Annotated in this window: 10 protein-coding genes; 8 read left to right on the top strand and 2 right to left on the bottom strand. The window is 66.8% G+C overall.

Features of this window, described 5'->3' with window-relative positions; genetic code table 11:
* The first annotated feature begins 631 nt into the window (after positions 1–631).
* The 7 genes from ACKN61_RS07705 (at position 632) to ACKN61_RS07735 (ending at position 10,780) form a co-directional block, all read left to right on the top strand.
* Positions 632–1,378 carry a TetR/AcrR family transcriptional regulator gene (locus tag ACKN61_RS07705; RefSeq protein WP_408952988.1) on the top strand — a complete coding sequence of 249 codons (747 nt, stop codon included), beginning with the start codon at positions 632–634 and terminating at the stop codon, positions 1,376–1,378.
* 16 nt (positions 1,379–1,394) lie between these two features.
* Positions 1,395–2,372 (top strand): HlyD family secretion protein, encoded by a 978-nt coding sequence (locus ACKN61_RS07710; protein WP_408952989.1) that lies wholly within the window; start codon positions 1,395–1,397, stop codon positions 2,370–2,372.
* Between the two features lie 74 nt (positions 2,373–2,446).
* Positions 2,447–3,370 (top strand): ABC transporter ATP-binding protein, encoded by a 924-nt coding sequence (locus ACKN61_RS07715; RefSeq protein WP_408953776.1) that lies wholly within the window; start codon positions 2,447–2,449, stop codon positions 3,368–3,370.
* Positions 3,367–4,455: an ABC transporter permease gene (locus ACKN61_RS07720; protein ID WP_408952990.1), complete on the top strand. Its 1,089-nt coding sequence runs from the start codon at positions 3,367–3,369 to the stop codon at positions 4,453–4,455. Before ACKN61_RS07715 ends, ACKN61_RS07720 begins: the two co-directional genes overlap by 4 nt.
* A gap of 1,302 nt (positions 4,456–5,757) precedes the next feature.
* Complete coding sequence (locus tag ACKN61_RS07725) at positions 5,758–7,302, top strand: amidohydrolase (protein WP_408952991.1); 1,545 nt, start codon at positions 5,758–5,760, stop codon at positions 7,300–7,302.
* A gap of 233 nt (positions 7,303–7,535) precedes the next feature.
* A complete protein-coding gene (locus ACKN61_RS07730) occupies positions 7,536–9,362 on the top strand; it encodes a DUF1800 family protein (protein WP_408952992.1) in 1,827 nt (608 codons plus the stop codon).
* A gap of 23 nt (positions 9,363–9,385) precedes the next feature.
* Positions 9,386–10,780, top strand: a complete 1,395-nt coding sequence (locus ACKN61_RS07735; RefSeq protein ID WP_408952993.1) for a DUF1501 domain-containing protein — start codon at positions 9,386–9,388, stop codon at positions 10,778–10,780.
* A gap of 413 nt (positions 10,781–11,193) precedes the next feature.
* Here the strand turns inward: ACKN61_RS07735 and ACKN61_RS07740 are convergent, their stop codons facing one another.
* Together ACKN61_RS07740 and miaB are read right to left on the bottom strand one after the other, a co-directional pair.
* Positions 11,194–11,688 carry a GNAT family N-acetyltransferase gene (locus ACKN61_RS07740; RefSeq protein WP_036147865.1) on the bottom strand — a complete coding sequence of 165 codons (495 nt, stop codon included), beginning with the start codon at positions 11,686–11,688 and terminating at the stop codon, positions 11,194–11,196.
* A 19-nt stretch (positions 11,689–11,707) separates the two neighbouring features.
* Entirely contained in the window at positions 11,708–13,171 is a 1,464-nt protein-coding gene (miaB, locus tag ACKN61_RS07745) for a tRNA (N6-isopentenyl adenosine(37)-C2)-methylthiotransferase MiaB (protein WP_408952994.1), read from the bottom strand.
* Between the two features lie 156 nt (positions 13,172–13,327).
* On the opposite strand from miaB, the gene ACKN61_RS07750 reads away from it, so the two are divergent.
* Positions 13,328–14,368, top strand: coding sequence for a lytic transglycosylase domain-containing protein (locus tag ACKN61_RS07750; RefSeq protein ID WP_408952995.1), 1,041 nt, complete (start codon positions 13,328–13,330; stop codon positions 14,366–14,368).
* Positions 14,369–14,734: the final 366 nt, after the last annotated feature.

Consider the following 14,734-nt stretch of genomic DNA (forward strand, 5'->3'; position numbering starts at 1 on the left):
TTGGTTACTTTCTTTTGTTGCTTTAGACAAAAGAAAGTTACCCGCCGCTTTAGTGGCGGAAGCTTTTATCGTTTGGTCTTGCTTCCATTAAAGCCACAGGCAAGTGCGAAGTACCCCTGTAGGAGCGACGTAAGTTGCGACCACGCTCTGCCGGCCTCCGGCACAACCCTTCAAGAAAGAGCAGAGCTTCCGTCCGCTACGCGGTCGGGTTACTTTCTTTTGCTAAGCCCAAAAGAAATGTAACCAAAGAAAAGGGCTCTCCTTGCAAGGGCACAGGCCACGAGTGCGATGCCCGCGCCGGGATTTTCCGATAAGACGTCCCTGTCTTATCGGAAAACGCCGCACGTCCTGTGCGGCGCCCTCCGGGTCTCCACTTGACCGGCAAAGCAGCAAAGCAGATCAAAATCACGGCAACGGCAACGGCAACGGCAACGGCAACGGCAAAAGCTCTGCTCCCGCGCAGCGGTGCCGAAGATCCAGCCCTGCGGCAAAGCCTTCGCTGCGAGCACGTAACGTCGGTCAGTCGCGGCTCGCGCCGCCCCCCTGAATAGGCGACGCCATGGCGGTCAGACGACGACCGTCGGTCGGCTCGGACTTGCGAACTAATTAATTGTTGAATTAAATATGGCGCATGGAAACTGCACCCCCCACCAAGCCGTCAGCCAAACGCGTGGCCAAAGCTGCCGCGAAGCCCGCCCCGGCCAAGCCTGCCGCCAAGCGGCGCTCTGCCGGCCGCCCTGCCGCGAACAAGCGCGCACCGGGCCGGCCGGCCGCCGCCGACAACCCCGATCTGCGCGCGCGCCTGCTCGACGCGGCGATCGTCTGCTACGCCCGCCAGGGCATCGCCGCAACCTCGCTGCGCGCCATCGCCAGCGAGGCCGGGGTCAATCCGGCCCTGCTGCATTACTACTTCGGCGACAAGGGGCAATTGCAGGAGGCGGTGAGCAACGAGCGCCTGCTGCCGGTGTTCCTGAGCCTGCGCGACAACCTGACCCGCGAGCCCGGCGACGTGATGGACCTGATCGCCGGTTTCGTCCATGGCATCGGCCAAGTCATCGCCGCGCATCCGTGGCTGCCGTCGCTGTGGGTGCGCGAAGTGCTGTGCGAGGGCGGGGCGCTGCGCGAGAGCCTGCTGCTGCAAAAGATCGGCCCGCTGGTGCCGCAGATGATGGCGCGGCGTTTCGCCGAGGCGCAGCAGCGCGGGCAGATCAATGCCGACCTGGACCCGCGCCTGCTGATGGTGAGCCTGGTCGGGCTGACCCTGTTCCCGGCCGCGAGCGCACCGATCTGGCGGCGTTTGTTCGACGCCGACGATCTCGATCTCGACACCCAGCGCCGTCATGCGCTGGCCTTGCTCGACCGCGGCCTCACTCCCTGATTGCGAGAACCCTGCGATGGATACGATCAAGCACGCACTCAGGCCGCACGCAGGTCCATTCGCGCTCGCTCTGCTGTGCATCGCCCTGGCGGCCTGCAAGGAAGAGCCGGCGCAGGCGCTCGGCACCCTGGAGTGGGACCGGGTGTCTTTGCCGGCACCTGCGGCAGAGAAAGTCGTGCGCATCGACGTGCGCGAAGGCCAGCGGGTCAAGGCCGGTACGCGCGTGTTGCAACTCGAACTCGACCGCGGCCGTTCGCAGTTGAGCGCGGCGCAGGCGCAGGCGCGGCAATCGGCCGATGCGCTGGCGGAGCTCGAAGCCGGCCCGCGCAGCGAAACCATCGCCCAGGCGCGCGCCACCCTCGCCGCCGCCCAGGCCCAGGCCGCCGATGCGGCCGCGTACTACGCCCGCGTGCAGCCGCTCGGCCGCCAGCGCCTGATCGCCGCGGCCGACGTCGATCGCGCGCGCGCCGCGGCCGGCAATGCGCAGGCGCAGGTGCGCGCCGCGCAGGCCGCCTTGCTGGAACTCGAACACGGCACCCGCCGCGAACGCATCGCCCAAGGCCAGGCCGCATTGGCCGCGGCGCAGGCGCAGGCCGAAGTGCAGACGGTCAATGTCGGCAAGCTCGACGTGGTCGCGCCGCGCGACGGCGTCATCGACAGCCTGCCGTACAAGCTCGGCGATCAGGCCCCGGTGGGTTCGCCGTTGGCGGTGATGCTGGTCGGCGAGCGGCCGTATGCGCGCATCTACGTGCCCGAACCGATCCGTCAGGACGTGCGGGTGGGGCAGAGCGCACGCGTCTTCATCGACGGCCGCGAACAAAAATGGAACGGCCGCGTGCGGATGATCCGCAGCGAACCGAGCTTCACCCCGTATTACGCCCTCACCGGCGAGGACGCGGCCCGTTTGAGTTATCTGGCCGAAGTCGAGGTCATCGACACCAAGGCCGCGCAATTGCCGGCCGGGTTGCCGGTGCGGGTCGAGTTCGGGCCATGAGCGATGACTTGCCCGCCGCTGCGATGACGGCCACGCCGCCCGGCGGCGACCCCGCCGTCATCAAGGCACGCGGCATGAGCAAGCACTTCGGCCAGTTGCGCGCGGTCGACCGCGTCGACCTGACCGTGCCGCGCGCCTGCGTCTATGGCTTCCTCGGTCCGAACGGCTCGGGCAAGTCGACCACGATCCGGATGCTGTGCGGCCTGCTCACGCCGACCGCGGGCGATATCGAAGTGCTGGGCCTGAAGATCCCGCAACAGGCCGAAGCGCTGCGCCGGCGCATCGGCTACATGACCCAGAAGTTCTCTCTGTTCGAGGACCTCAGCGTACGCGAGAACCTGGAGTTCCTCGCCGCCGTGCAGGACATTCCCAAGGCGCCGGCGCGCCGGCGTGTCGACGAGTTGATCGAGCAATACCATTTCGGCGATCGCCAGAAACAACTCGCCGGCACCATGAGCGGCGGCCAGAAACAGCGCCTGGCCCTGGCCGGTGCGGTGATCCACGAACCCGAGCTGTTGTTCCTAGATGAGCCGACCAGCGCGGTCGACCCCGAGTCGCGCCGCGATTTCTGGGAGAAGTTGTTCGAGCTGGCCGACGCCGGCACGACCTTGCTGGTGTCCACGCACTACATGGACGAGGCCGAACGTTGCCACCGCCTGGCGATTCTCGACCGCGGCGTGCTGGTCGCCGACGGCACCCCGGCGGAACTGACCGGTGCGCTCGCCGGGCGCGCGGTCGAGGTGCGCGCGGCGCAGCCGCGCAAGGCCCAGCGCGTGCTGGTGGAGGTGCCCGGCGTGCTCAGCGTGGCTCAGATCGGCAACAGCCTGCGGGTGCTGCTGGAACGCGCCGACCGCGCCGAGCACGGTCTCGCCGAGGCCTTGCGCGCGGCCGGGCTCGACGCCGAGGTCGACCAGGCCGCGGCCAATCTCGAAGACGTGTTCGTCGCCGCCACGCGCGGCCGCGAAACCGCGCCGGCGGCCGAGGAGCACGCGTCATGAAACTGCGCCGGCTGTGGGCGATCGTGCTCAAGGAAATCCGCCAGCTGCGTCGCGACCGCATCACCCTGGCGATGATCGTGGTGATTCCAGTCGGCCAATTGGTGCTGTTCGGTTATGCGATCAACATGAACCCGCGCGGGCTCAACGCCGCCATCGCCGACCAATCGCAGACCGCCGCTTCGCGCGCGCTGGTCATGGACATGGTCGCTACCGGTGTAATCGAGCCGGTCGCCGATGCCGACACGCCGCAGCAATTGATGGAGATGCTGCGGCGCGGCCAGGTCAGCGTGGGGGTCAGCATTCCCGCCGATTTCGAGCGCCGCCGCATCGACGGCCGCGAAGCGGTGCAGGTGCTGGTCGATGGCAGCGACACCGTGGTGCAGAGCGCGGCGGTGCAACTGGCGCAGATGCCGATCGACAGCACGGTGGCGGCGCCGCGCAAGGTCGCGCCGATCAGCGTGGTCGCGTTCTACAACCCGGAGCGGCGCTCGCCGGTGAACATCGTGCCCGGCCTGATCGGGGTGATCCTGACCATGACCATGGTGATGTTCACCTCGGTGGCGATCGTGCGCGAACGCGAGCGCGGCAACATGGAACTGTTGATCACCACGCCGGTCAGCCGCACCGAGCTGATGATCGGCAAGGTCCTGCCATACGCGGTGATCGGCCTGGTCCAGACCACGGTGGTGATCCTGCTGGGCCTGTGGCTGTTCGACGTGCCGATCAAGGGCAGCGCGCTGGACGTCTATCTCGCCGCGATCCTGTTGATTCTGGCCAACCTGACCCTGGGCCTGATGATCTCGACCAAGGCCGGTTCGCAGTTCCAGGCCATGCAGATGACCGTGTTCATCCTGCTGCCGTCGATCCTGCTGTCGGGCTTCATGTTTCCGTACGCGGGCATGCCGAAGGTCGCGCAATGGTTGGCCGAGGTGCTGCCGATGACGCATTTCCTGCGCCTGATCCGTGGGGTGATGCTGCGGGGCGCGAGTCTGTGGGAGCTGTGGCAGGACGTGTTGTATCTGTCGGTCTTCATCGTGGTGATGATGACGGCGGCGGTGGCGAGATTTAGCAAGCGGCTCGACTGAGGGGGTACACGTTGGCTTGGATGCCTTCGTGCTGCCCAATCCAGTCCAGCCGAACCGGCCGCAGAGCCGCGATCGTGTCGTCTCATTCCCGTGGCGGCGGCTCGACCTCTGTAGGAGCGGCGTGAGCCGCGACCAAGGGACGCGCAGAGGTCGCATAGCTGTCGTCACTGTAAGAAGCCTTGAGCTGTCGCAGGATAGGAGCGGCGTCCTACTGGATTTCCTTCGGTCATAAGCTGCGACTGCGAATCTGGCTGCCGGCGCTGGGTGGTCGTGGCTGCGTGGTCGCGGCTTGCGCCGCTCCTACCCCTTGTACTCTGATAGCTGCAGGATTGCTGTTGCTGTTGCTGTTGCTGTTGCTGTTGCTGTGCGTCGCCTAGCACTAGCGATGGCAATGGAAGACCCGAAGGGCGGCGCGCAGGGATGCGCGCCGTTTTTCATCGGGACAGGGATGTCCCGTATGAAAAATCCCTGCGGAGGCACCGCTCGTGCGGGCCTGTGATTCAAAGAAAAGCATTTTTCTTTGGTTACCTTTCTTTTGTTGCTTATGACAAAAGAAAGTAACCCGCCGCTTTAGTGGCGGAAGCTCTTAGCGTTTGATCTAGATCTTGATCCTGATTGATGAGTGCGCCGCAAGAGCATCGCAGCGCGGTCGCGGCTTGCGCCGCTCCTACCCTGACGGGCTGCGGCCGCCATCGGCGCGAGATTGATGCGTTGCGGTCGCGGCTTACGCCCCTCCTACAGTGGAAGAGTTCACGATGCTTCCTTCTTCGAGCAAAAGCAAAGCTTCCGTCCGCTAAAGCGGCCGGGTTACTTTCTTTTGCTGGCCCAAAAGAAAGGTAACCAAAGAAAAGGGCTTTCCTTGACGAAGCTCCCCTGCGAGTACGCAGCTTGCGCCGGGATTTTTCGATAAGACGTCCCTGTCTTATCGAAAAACGGCGCACGTCCTGTGCGCCGCCCTCCGGGTCTCCATCTGTCTCGCGAGGTAGCTACTGCGCCAAGCTTTCACGGCAACGGCAACGGCAACGGCAACGGCAAGGCCATACGGCGGCCGGCGCTAGGGGGGCCGTTGGCCCAGGGACCGTCCGCTAAACCGTGACTTGGGCTCAGGCCCTTGCGCCAGGTGCCCGGTTTCTCGCACATTCGCCGCTTCGGTCCGAATCGGGGGTTGCGATGCGCCTTCTGCGATATTTGATTCCGAGCCTATGCGCGGTCCTAGCGCTGCCGGCGGCCGCAGCCGAGGTCAGCGTCCTCACCGCAGCGCGCATTCATACGCTAGATCCTACGCAGCCGCGCGCCGAGGCGATGGCCTACGACGGGCAGGGCAAGATCCTCGCCGTCGGCGGCCGCGCCGAGTTGCTGCGACGGTATCCGCGGGCGCAACGGGTCGACGCCGGCGAGGCGACGGTGATTCCGGGGCTGATCGACTCGCACGCCCACATGCTCGAGCTCGGCTTGAACAAGCTCGGCGCCGACTTGGTCGGCACCCGCAGCAAGCAGGAGGTGCTGCAACGCCTGCGCGATCACGCCAAGCGATTGACGCCCGGGCAATGGCTGATCGGCGCCGGCTGGGACCAAAACGACTGGCCGGATGCGCATTTCCCGAGCGCGGCCGATCTCGATGCCGAGTTTCCCGATCGCCCGGTCTGGTTGCAGCGCATCGACGGCCATGCCGGCTGGGGCAACAGCGCGGCGATGCGGGCGATCGCGCGCGATCTGTCCGGCGACTGGCAACCCGACGGCGGCAAGATCCTGCGCGACGCGCAGGGCCGGCCGAACGGCATCTTCATCGACGATGCGATGGCCTTGGTCGAGTCGTCGCGGCCGCCGTTCGACGCGGCCACGGCCGAGCGCGCCCTGGTCCTGGCGATGCAGGAGGCGGTGTCCCATGGCCTGACCGGCGTCCACGACGCCGGCGTCAATCTCGAACAACTGCGCGGCTACCAGAGCCTGGCCGAACGCGGCGCGTTGCCGCTGCGCATCACCGCCTTCGCTGCCGGCGACGGCGACGCCCTCGAACATCTGTGCAGCGATGGGCTGTACCGGCATCCGGGCGGCCGCCTGCGCATGCGCGGGGTCAAGCTCTATGCCGACGGCGCGCTCGGCAGCCGCGGCGCGGCGATGCTCGAGGATTACAGCGACGATGCCGGCAACCGCGGTCTGTTGCGGATGACGCCGCCGGCGATGGCGAAGGCGATGGCGAAGGCCAAGCGCTGCGGCGTGCAGGTCGCGACCCATGGCATCGGCGACCGCGGCAATCGCCAGGTGCTGGACTTGTATGAGCAGGCCTTGGGCCGCGACGCCCAGGGCAGCGACCACCGCTGGCGTATCGAGCATGCGCAGATTCTCGCGCCGCAGGACCTGCCGCGCTTGGCCGTGCTGCAGGTGATCGCGGCGATGCAGCCGACCCACGCCACCAGCGACATGCCCTGGGCCGAAGACCGCATCGGTCCGCAGCGCATCGCCGGCGCTTATGCCTGGCGGCAGTTGCGCGACAGCGGCGCGCGTCTGGCCCTGGGCTCCGATTTTCCGGTCGAAGCGGTCGATCCTCGCCTGGGCCTGTACGCCGCGACCACCCGCAGCGATGGCGCCGGCCTGCCGCTCGGCGGCTGGCACCCGCAAGAAAAACTGACCGCGTTCGAGGCCTTGCGCGGCTTCACCCTCGATGCCGCCTATGCCGGCTTCGCCGAAGCCGAAGTCGGCAGCCTCGCGGTCGGCAAGCGCGCCGATTTCGTCGTGCTCAAGCAGGATCCGCTCGCGATCGATCCGCGTGAGTTGCGTACGCTGACGGTGCTGGCGACCCATGTCGACGGCAAGCCGGTATGGCGCGCCGAGCGGTCCGCGCCGTGACGGTTTCCCGTTGCCGCTGCGAGTGCGCGCTGAGGGCTTGGTTGCACTGCCGTCCGCGTGCGGCTCCGCGCCGCGATCACGCAATGCAGATAACGATTGTAGCGGACTCGTAATTTCGTGATTGTCAATCCGGATTTCGCCGCGATTCCAATTGAAAACGGGCTGTCAATCAAACTTTATCGCCTGCGCCGACCCTAGCATCGCTCCCGAATAGCCAGCCTCGGGGGCCTGCAATGAAATCGACACTTCTGCGCGCAGCGCGGATGGGCGCATCGTCGCGCCTGTTGCTAGCGTTGGGAATCTTGATCGCCCTGCGCGGCGTCTCGCCGACGCCCGACTACGGCGGGCCGTATCCCGGCGCCCCGGATCCGCTGCTGCTGCGGGCCGATCGCGGCGCGATCGGCGCCGCACCCGCGGCGCGGTTCGCCGACATTCCCGCCACCGACGGCGAAGCCGCGCGCTTCCTCGCCCAAGCCACGTTCGGGCCGACCCGCGAAGACATCGACCGTCTCAAGCAGATCGGTTACACCGCCTGGATCAACGAGCAGATCGGGTTCCCAGTGTCTTCGCAACTGACGTTCCTCAAGAACGCCCGCGTACGCAGGCCCGACGACTTCAGCCGCGATTGGCGCCTGGATGCATGGTTCGTCAACGCCGTAGGCGGCAAAGACCCGATCAAGCCGACCCTGATCGTGCACCGTGACCAACTGCGCCAGCGGGTGGCGTTCGCGCTCAGCCAGATCATGGTGGTGTCGGATGCGACCTCCGATCCGCTCTACCACGCGTCGTACGGGATGAGCCACTACTACGACACCTTGGCCCGCGATGCGTTCGGCAACTACCGCACCTTGCTCGAGGACGTGACGCTGCATCCGGTGATGGGCATCTATCTGTCGATGCTGCAGAACCGCAAGCCCGATCCGGTCAACAACATCCGTCCCGACGAGAACTTCGCGCGCGAAGTGATGCAGCTGTTCAGCGTCGGTCTGGTCCAGCTCAAGCAGGACGGAACGCCGCTGCTCGACGCAGCGCAGAATCCGATCCCGACGTATGGCCAGGACACCGTCAGGGGTTTCGCCCACGTGTTCACCGGCTGGACCTTCAAGGGCTGTCAGGCCGAAGGCTCGTTCGATTGCTATTTCTACGAGGTCGACGCGCCGGCCTGGGTGGCGCCGATGGAAAACCATGCGGCGTATCACGCCTCGGCGCAAGACAAGCAGTTGCTGCTGTATCCGGGCGTGAGTCTGCCGGGCGGCAAGCTCGCCGCCGGCGGCAGCGGCCGCGACGATCTGAGTGCGGCGCTGGACAATATCTTCAACCATCCCAACGTCGGGCCGTTCATCGGCAAGCAGTTGATTCAGCGGCTGGTGACCAGCAATCCCAGCCCGGGCTATGTCGGCCGCGTAGCGGCGGCGTTCGACAACAACGGCCAGGGCGTGCGCGGCGATTTGCGCGCGGTGGTCAGCGCGATCCTGCTCGATCCCGAAGCGCGCGATCCGGCCGCGCAGCCGGCGCATTTCGGCAAGGTGCGCGAGCCGATCCTGCGCCTGACCCATCTGTGGCGCGCGCTCAAGGGCAAGTCCAAGAGTGGGCACACCGAAGAGTTCTGGAGCGTCGACAACTATCTAGGCCAAGTGCCGATGTATGCGCCGTCGGTGTTCAACTTCTTCAGCCCGCGCTACAGCCCCAACGGCGAGCCGCAGAGCCTGGGGCTGGTGGCGCCGGAATTGCAATTGGCGACCGACTACATGATGCCGGCCAACGAAAGCTATCTGATGAGGAAGATCTTCGAGGCCTATATCGGCAATCCGGAAGGCATCGGCAACGACGAGGTGGCGATCGACCTCAGCGCGGAGATCGCGCTGGCGAACAACATTCCCGCGTTGATCGCGCGTTACGACGCGTTGTTCCTGTCCGGGCAGATGACCGAGCAGATGAAGCAAGTGCTGACCGAGCGGCTGAGCGGCATGCCGGCCAATACCACCGCGGCCAAGCGCTTGCGGGTGCAGGAGGCGCTGTACGTGATCGTCAATTCGCCCGATTACATCGTGCAGAAGTAAGCAGGAATACGGAGAGAGCATCCATGAAACGTCGGCAATTCCTGACCAACACCATCTGCGCCGCGCTCGGCGGCGCCGGCCTGTATTCCGCGCTCGGCAACCTGCGTCTGGCGCAGGCGGCCGCCAACGCCTATGGGCCGTCGCGCTTCGACGATTACAAGGCCCTGGTCTGCGTGTTCTTATTCGGCGGCAACGATTCGTTGAACATGATCGTGCCGCGCGACGACGGTCATTACCAGCAGTACCGGACCGCGCGCGCTACCCTGGCGCTCGAACAGAACCGACTGTTGCCCTTGGTCGCGCAGACCGGCGGCGGCGCTTCGGACGGCGCCGAGTACGGTTTGCAGGCCTGCACCACCGATGATGACCTGGTCGGCATGGGCGGCCTGCAAGGCTTGTTCAACAGCGGGCAGGCGGCGGTGCTAGGCAATGTCGGCACCCTGATCCGGCCGACCAGCAAGGCCGAATACCTCAATCAATCCGTGCAATTGCCGCCGCAGTTGTTCTCGCACAACGACCAGCAACAGTACTGGCAGGTCTCGCGTACGGGCGAGGGCCGCGGCTACGGTTGGGCCGGGCATATCGCCGACCTGCTGCGCGACGCCAATCCCGACGCCTTCATTCCGATGTCGGTGTCGTTGAACTTCGAAAGCATCCTGCAGCGCGCGAGCCAATCCAGCCAGTACGTGATCGGCAACGACGGTCCGCGCCAGTTCAGCCGGTTCGAGTGGGACGAAGACAGCCGCCGGGCCTTTCTGCAGTTGATGGCGCCTGGCGCGCAGTCGCACGTGTTCGGGCGCAGTTACGCCGACTCGTTCCGCCGCGCGAGGGAGAACGCCTCGGCGGTGGCGATGGCGCTGGAGGCCTCCGCGCCGTTGCAGACCGCATTTCCCGAGTCCGACCTGGGCAACCAGTTGCGGATGGTGGCGCGGCTGATCAAGGTGCGCGAGGTGCTGGGGCTGAAGCGGCAGGTGTTTTTCGTGTCGATGAGCGGATTCGACCACCACGACAGCTTGCTCGGCGATCAACCGGGCTTGCTGGCGCGGCTGTCGCAGGCGATGACCGCTTTCCACGCGGCCACCGGCGAACTCGGCGTAGCCGACAAGGTCACCGCGTTCACCGCTTCGGATTTCGGCCGCACCTTGTCGTCCAACGGCGACGGCTCCGATCACGGCTGGGGCGGTCATCACTTCATCGTCGGCGGCGCGGTGCGCGGCGGGCGATTCTTCGGCGCCATGCCGACCCTGGTCAACGGCGGCGACGACGACGCCGGCTGGGGCCAGATCATTCCGACCACCTCGGTGGATCAGTACGGGGCGACCTTGGCGCGGTGGTTCGGGGTGGGCGACAGCGAGTTGGATTTGATCTTCCCGAATTTGGGCAACTTCAATTCGCGCAATCTCGGGTTTATGGCGTAGCTAGCCGGCGCGGCGTGCGCGCAGTCGCACGCCGCCGACCTGTTGCTATGTAATGGCCATAAGCGCCTGCTCGGCTTTGCTGGGGCTGAGCCGAATGTCCGCGGGAGAGAGCTTTCAGCGTTGTTTCGCCATGCCGTTTCCGCGCAGGCGGGCATAGGGAGGCCGGGAGCGTTCTCGCACGAAAGGCCCTGGATTCCCGCCTTCGCGGGAATGACGGTAGGCAGGGGCGCGGCGAGGCGAAGGCAAAGCGCGCGTGGAGGCAGATCAGCGCGGGAAGGGCGCGATATGCGGGACGGCACGATGAGTGAGTGCGCGATCAGAGGGGGCTAAGCAAGGCGCGCGCCGCGCCGGCGCTGCGTCCCGCCGCCCCCTTACGATTCCCAATTCCCAATTCCCGATCCCCGATCCCCGCCTCACAAGGGCCGATACATCACGAACACGTCGACCAGGCCCAGCGAGACGTGGCGGAAGGCGTTGGGCACGCGGCCGACGATCTCGAAGCCGTGCTTGAGCCACAGGTGCACGGCGGCGGCGTTGCTGCTGACCACGTAGTTGAACTGCATCGCCGCGAAACCGGCCTCGCGCGCCTGCTCGAGCGAATGCGCGCACAGCGCCGAGCCGACGCCCTGGCCCCATGCGCGTTCGGCGACCATGTAGCTGGCGTTGGCGACGTGGTCGCCGCGGCCGGACTGGTTCGGGCCGAGCTTGTAGCAGCCCAGGGTCTCGCCGTCGGCTTCGGCGATGAAGGTGCGGTAGGGCGGCGAGGTCCACATCTCCTGGGCGCGCTCCATCGAGAGCTCGGCTGGGTAGTTGTAGCTTTCGCCGCGCGCGAGCACTTCGCGGAAGATCGGCCAGACGCGCTCGAATTCGTCGGCGGCCAGTTCTCGGATGATGAAGTCGCGGTCCATGCGGGCTCCGTTGCGGGGGTCAGGCGGCCGCGCGGCCGTCGTCGACGACGACCCTGCCGCGCAAGGAATTGGCCATGGCCTCGGTGATCAACACGTCGACGAAACCGCCGATCAGGCGGGCCGGCGCGGCGAAGTTCACCGAACGCATGTTCTCGGTCTTGCCGGTCAGTTCGTTCGGATCGCGGCGCGAGGGGCCTTCGACCAGCACGCGCTGGACGCTGCCGACCATGGACTCGGAAATGCGCATGGCGTTGGCGTTGACCGCGGCCTGCAGGCGCGACAGGCGCGCGTGCTTTTCGGCGTCGCCGACGCTGTCTTCGAGATCGGCCGCGGGGGTGCCGGGGCGGCGCGAGTAGATGAAGGAGAAGGACTGGTCGAAGCCGACGTCCTCGATCAGCTTCATGGTTTTCTCGAAGTCGGCCTCGGTCTCGCCGGGGAAACCGACGATGAAGTCCGAGGAGACCGAGATGTCCGGGCGCACCGCGCGCAGCTTGCGGATCTTCTGCTTGAACTCGAGCGCGGTGTAGCCGCGCTTCATCGCCGCCAGGATGCGGTCGCTGCCGGCCTGCACCGGCAGGTGCAGGTAGTTGGCCAGTTGCGGCACGTCGCGATAGGCCTCGATCAGCGAATCGCTGAACTCCAGCGGGTGCGAAGTGGTGAAGCGGATGCGGTCGATGCCGTCGATTTCGGCGATGGTGCGGATCAGCAGGCCGAGGTCGGCGACTTCGGGCTCCGCGCCGTCTTGGCCGGTGCCGTTTTCGCCGGCCTCGCTCTCGCCGGCGATCGGCCCGCGATAGGCGTTGACGTTCTGGCCGAGCAGGTTGATTTCGCGCACGCCCTGGGCGGCCAGTTGCGCCACTTCGACCAGCACGTCCTCGAACGGACGGCTGACTTCTTCGCCGCGGGTATAGGGCACCACGCAGAACGAGCAGTACTTGCTGCAGCCTTCCATGATCGAGACGAAGGCGCTCGGGCCTTCGGCGCGCGGCTCGGGCAGGCGGTCGAACTTCTCGATCTCGGGGAAGCTGATGTCGACCTGGGGCAGGCCGGTCTCGCGCTTGGCGCGGATCATCTCGGGCAGGCGGTGCAGGGTCTGCGGGCCGAACACCAGGTCGACGTAAGGCGCGCGCTTGACGATCGCCGCGCCTTCCTGCGAGGCGACGCAACCGCCGACGCCGATGATGACCGGGCGGCCGCCCTGCTTGTGCTGCTTCCAGCGGCCGAGCCGGCTGAACACCTTTTCCTGGGCCTTCTCGCGGATCGAGCAGGTATTGATCAGGATGACGTCGGCTTCGCTCACGTCCTGGGTCAGTTCGAGGCCGTCGCTGGCGGCGAGCACGTCGGCCATCTTGGCCGAGTCGTACTCGTTCATCTGGCAACCGTGGGTCTCGATGAACAGCTTTTTCGCTCCCGGCGCGCCGGTGGCGGGCGGGGAAGCGGACCCGGCGGCCGGAGCCGTGGGCAGGGGGTGCAGGTCGGTCATGGGTAGTCCGGGTCCGGGAAGGGCGGCGGTTAATCCGCGCCGGAAGGGGCGCCAGTTTAGCCCCAAGCCAGCTCGCGCGGGCCCGAGCCGGGCCGGACGTCACGTTTCTGTATCAAGTACTTGGCAGCGCAGGCGCGGCAGAGGACACTCCCGCCCATGAGGGGGAGCTCGCTGCTGCTGGGGATCGTGTGCCTGCTGGCCATTGCGCCGGCCGTGGCCGGAACCGTTTACCGCTGCGAAAGCGCCTCGGGCGAGCGCAGCTACGTCAGCAAGAAGGTCAAGGGCGCGAGCTGCGTGGTCGCCGGCCAGTACATCAACCGTCCCAACCGCCCGCGCAACCCGACCCCGGTGTCGTACGCGCCGCCGGCGATGGGTTCGGTCGGCTCGGGCAGCGCGACCTCGGCCCCGGCCTCTATCCATAACAACCCCCCGGCCACCTATAGCGGCGCGGCTGCGACCATGGCCGCGGCCGGGCTCAAGCCGGCTGCGTTCGTGCCTGGTCAAGCCGTGCCTGCCCAAGCCGTGCCGGACAAGGCCGCGGCCGGCCAGCCCGGCAGCAACGCGATCGCCCCGGTGGTCGCGGTGCCGGCGACCCCGCGGGCGGCCCCGACCCGGCTGGTCCAGGGGCAGGTCTACTCCTACATCAAGGACGGCGTCCGCCATTACACGAGCAAGCGGCCCAAGGGCCTGGCCAATGTCTCGGCGATGCGGACCATCCGCTACAGCTTCATCGAGAGCTGCTACGCCTGCGCGGCGCGGCCCGGCGTCAACTTCGGCACCCTGCGCTTGAACACCGAGGCGTTCTCGGCCGAGATCGCCGCGGCGGCGCGCCAGCACGGGGTCGAAGAGGCGATCGTGCGCGCGATCATCCACGCCGAATCGGCCTACAACCCCAACGCGATGTCGCGCGTGGGCGCGCAGGGGCTGATGCAGCTGATGCCGGCGACCGCGCGCCGGTTCGGGGTCGGCAACGCCTTCGACGCCGGCCAGAACATCCAGGGTGGCGTGCAGTACCTGGCCTGGTTGCTCAAGCGCTTCAACGGCAACCTGACCCTGGCCGCGGCCGGTTACAACGCCGGCGAGGGCGCGGTCGACAAGTACAAGGGCGTGCCGCCCTACAACGAGACCCAGCGCTACGTACAGCGCGTGGCGGTGCTCGCCGAACGCTACCGCTCGGCATCGACCGTCGCCCGCTGACCAGCGCGCGCCGAGCGTTCGGCGCACCCCAATCTCTTCCCGATTCATCCGTGCCGACGACGGCGGCCTTGCCCTGTTCCGCGTTGGCGCCTATTTCGGCCTGCTTCGGCCGGTGTCGGGCGCAGGGCGGTGCGGAGTCGGAACCGCGCCGATTCCAGGCCTTTTCCCGGCCTGGAGCGCGCCTGCAAGGTCTTGACGCCGGCGTTCGGCGCCTCCGGGCGTGCGCTGATCCTCGTTCCGCGGTCATGGCGGATTGTCGGGCGCTTAACGCTTCCGCTACACTTCCCCGTCTTTTGAGCCGCCAGCCTTCCGCCAGTGGTATGTGGTCGCCTTTGGCGCCAGACGGTGCGGCGTAACTTCGAATTG

Source organism: Lysobacter sp. Hz25 (assembly GCF_046097045.1).
Taxonomy (GTDB): Bacteria; Pseudomonadota; Gammaproteobacteria; order Xanthomonadales; family Xanthomonadaceae; genus Lysobacter; species Lysobacter antibioticus_B.

What these genes read in the sequence shown, in the direction of transcription:
- ACKN61_RS07725 (WP_408952991.1), top strand. Translation starts at nt 5,758, where the DNA reads ATGGCCTACGACGGGCAGGGCAAGATCCTCGCCGTCGGCGGCCGCGCC.
- ACKN61_RS07740 (WP_036147865.1), bottom strand. Translation starts at nt 11,688, where the DNA reads ATGGACCGCGACTTCATCATCCGAGAACTGGCCGCCGACGAATTCGAG.
- ACKN61_RS07710 (WP_408952989.1), top strand. Translation starts at nt 1,395, where the DNA reads ATGGATACGATCAAGCACGCACTCAGGCCGCACGCAGGTCCATTCGCG.
- ACKN61_RS07720 (WP_408952990.1), top strand. Translation starts at nt 3,367, where the DNA reads ATGAAACTGCGCCGGCTGTGGGCGATCGTGCTCAAGGAAATCCGCCAG.
- ACKN61_RS07705 (WP_408952988.1), top strand. Translation starts at nt 632, where the DNA reads ATGGAAACTGCACCCCCCACCAAGCCGTCAGCCAAACGCGTGGCCAAA.
- miaB (WP_408952994.1), bottom strand. Translation starts at nt 13,171, where the DNA reads ATGACCGACCTGCACCCCCTGCCCACGGCTCCGGCCGCCGGGTCCGCT.
- ACKN61_RS07735 (WP_408952993.1), top strand. Translation starts at nt 9,386, where the DNA reads ATGAAACGTCGGCAATTCCTGACCAACACCATCTGCGCCGCGCTCGGC.
- ACKN61_RS07715 (WP_408953776.1), top strand. Translation starts at nt 2,447, where the DNA reads ATGAGCAAGCACTTCGGCCAGTTGCGCGCGGTCGACCGCGTCGACCTG.
- ACKN61_RS07750 (WP_408952995.1), top strand. Translation starts at nt 13,328, where the DNA reads ATGAGGGGGAGCTCGCTGCTGCTGGGGATCGTGTGCCTGCTGGCCATT.
- ACKN61_RS07730 (WP_408952992.1), top strand. Translation starts at nt 7,536, where the DNA reads ATGAAATCGACACTTCTGCGCGCAGCGCGGATGGGCGCATCGTCGCGC.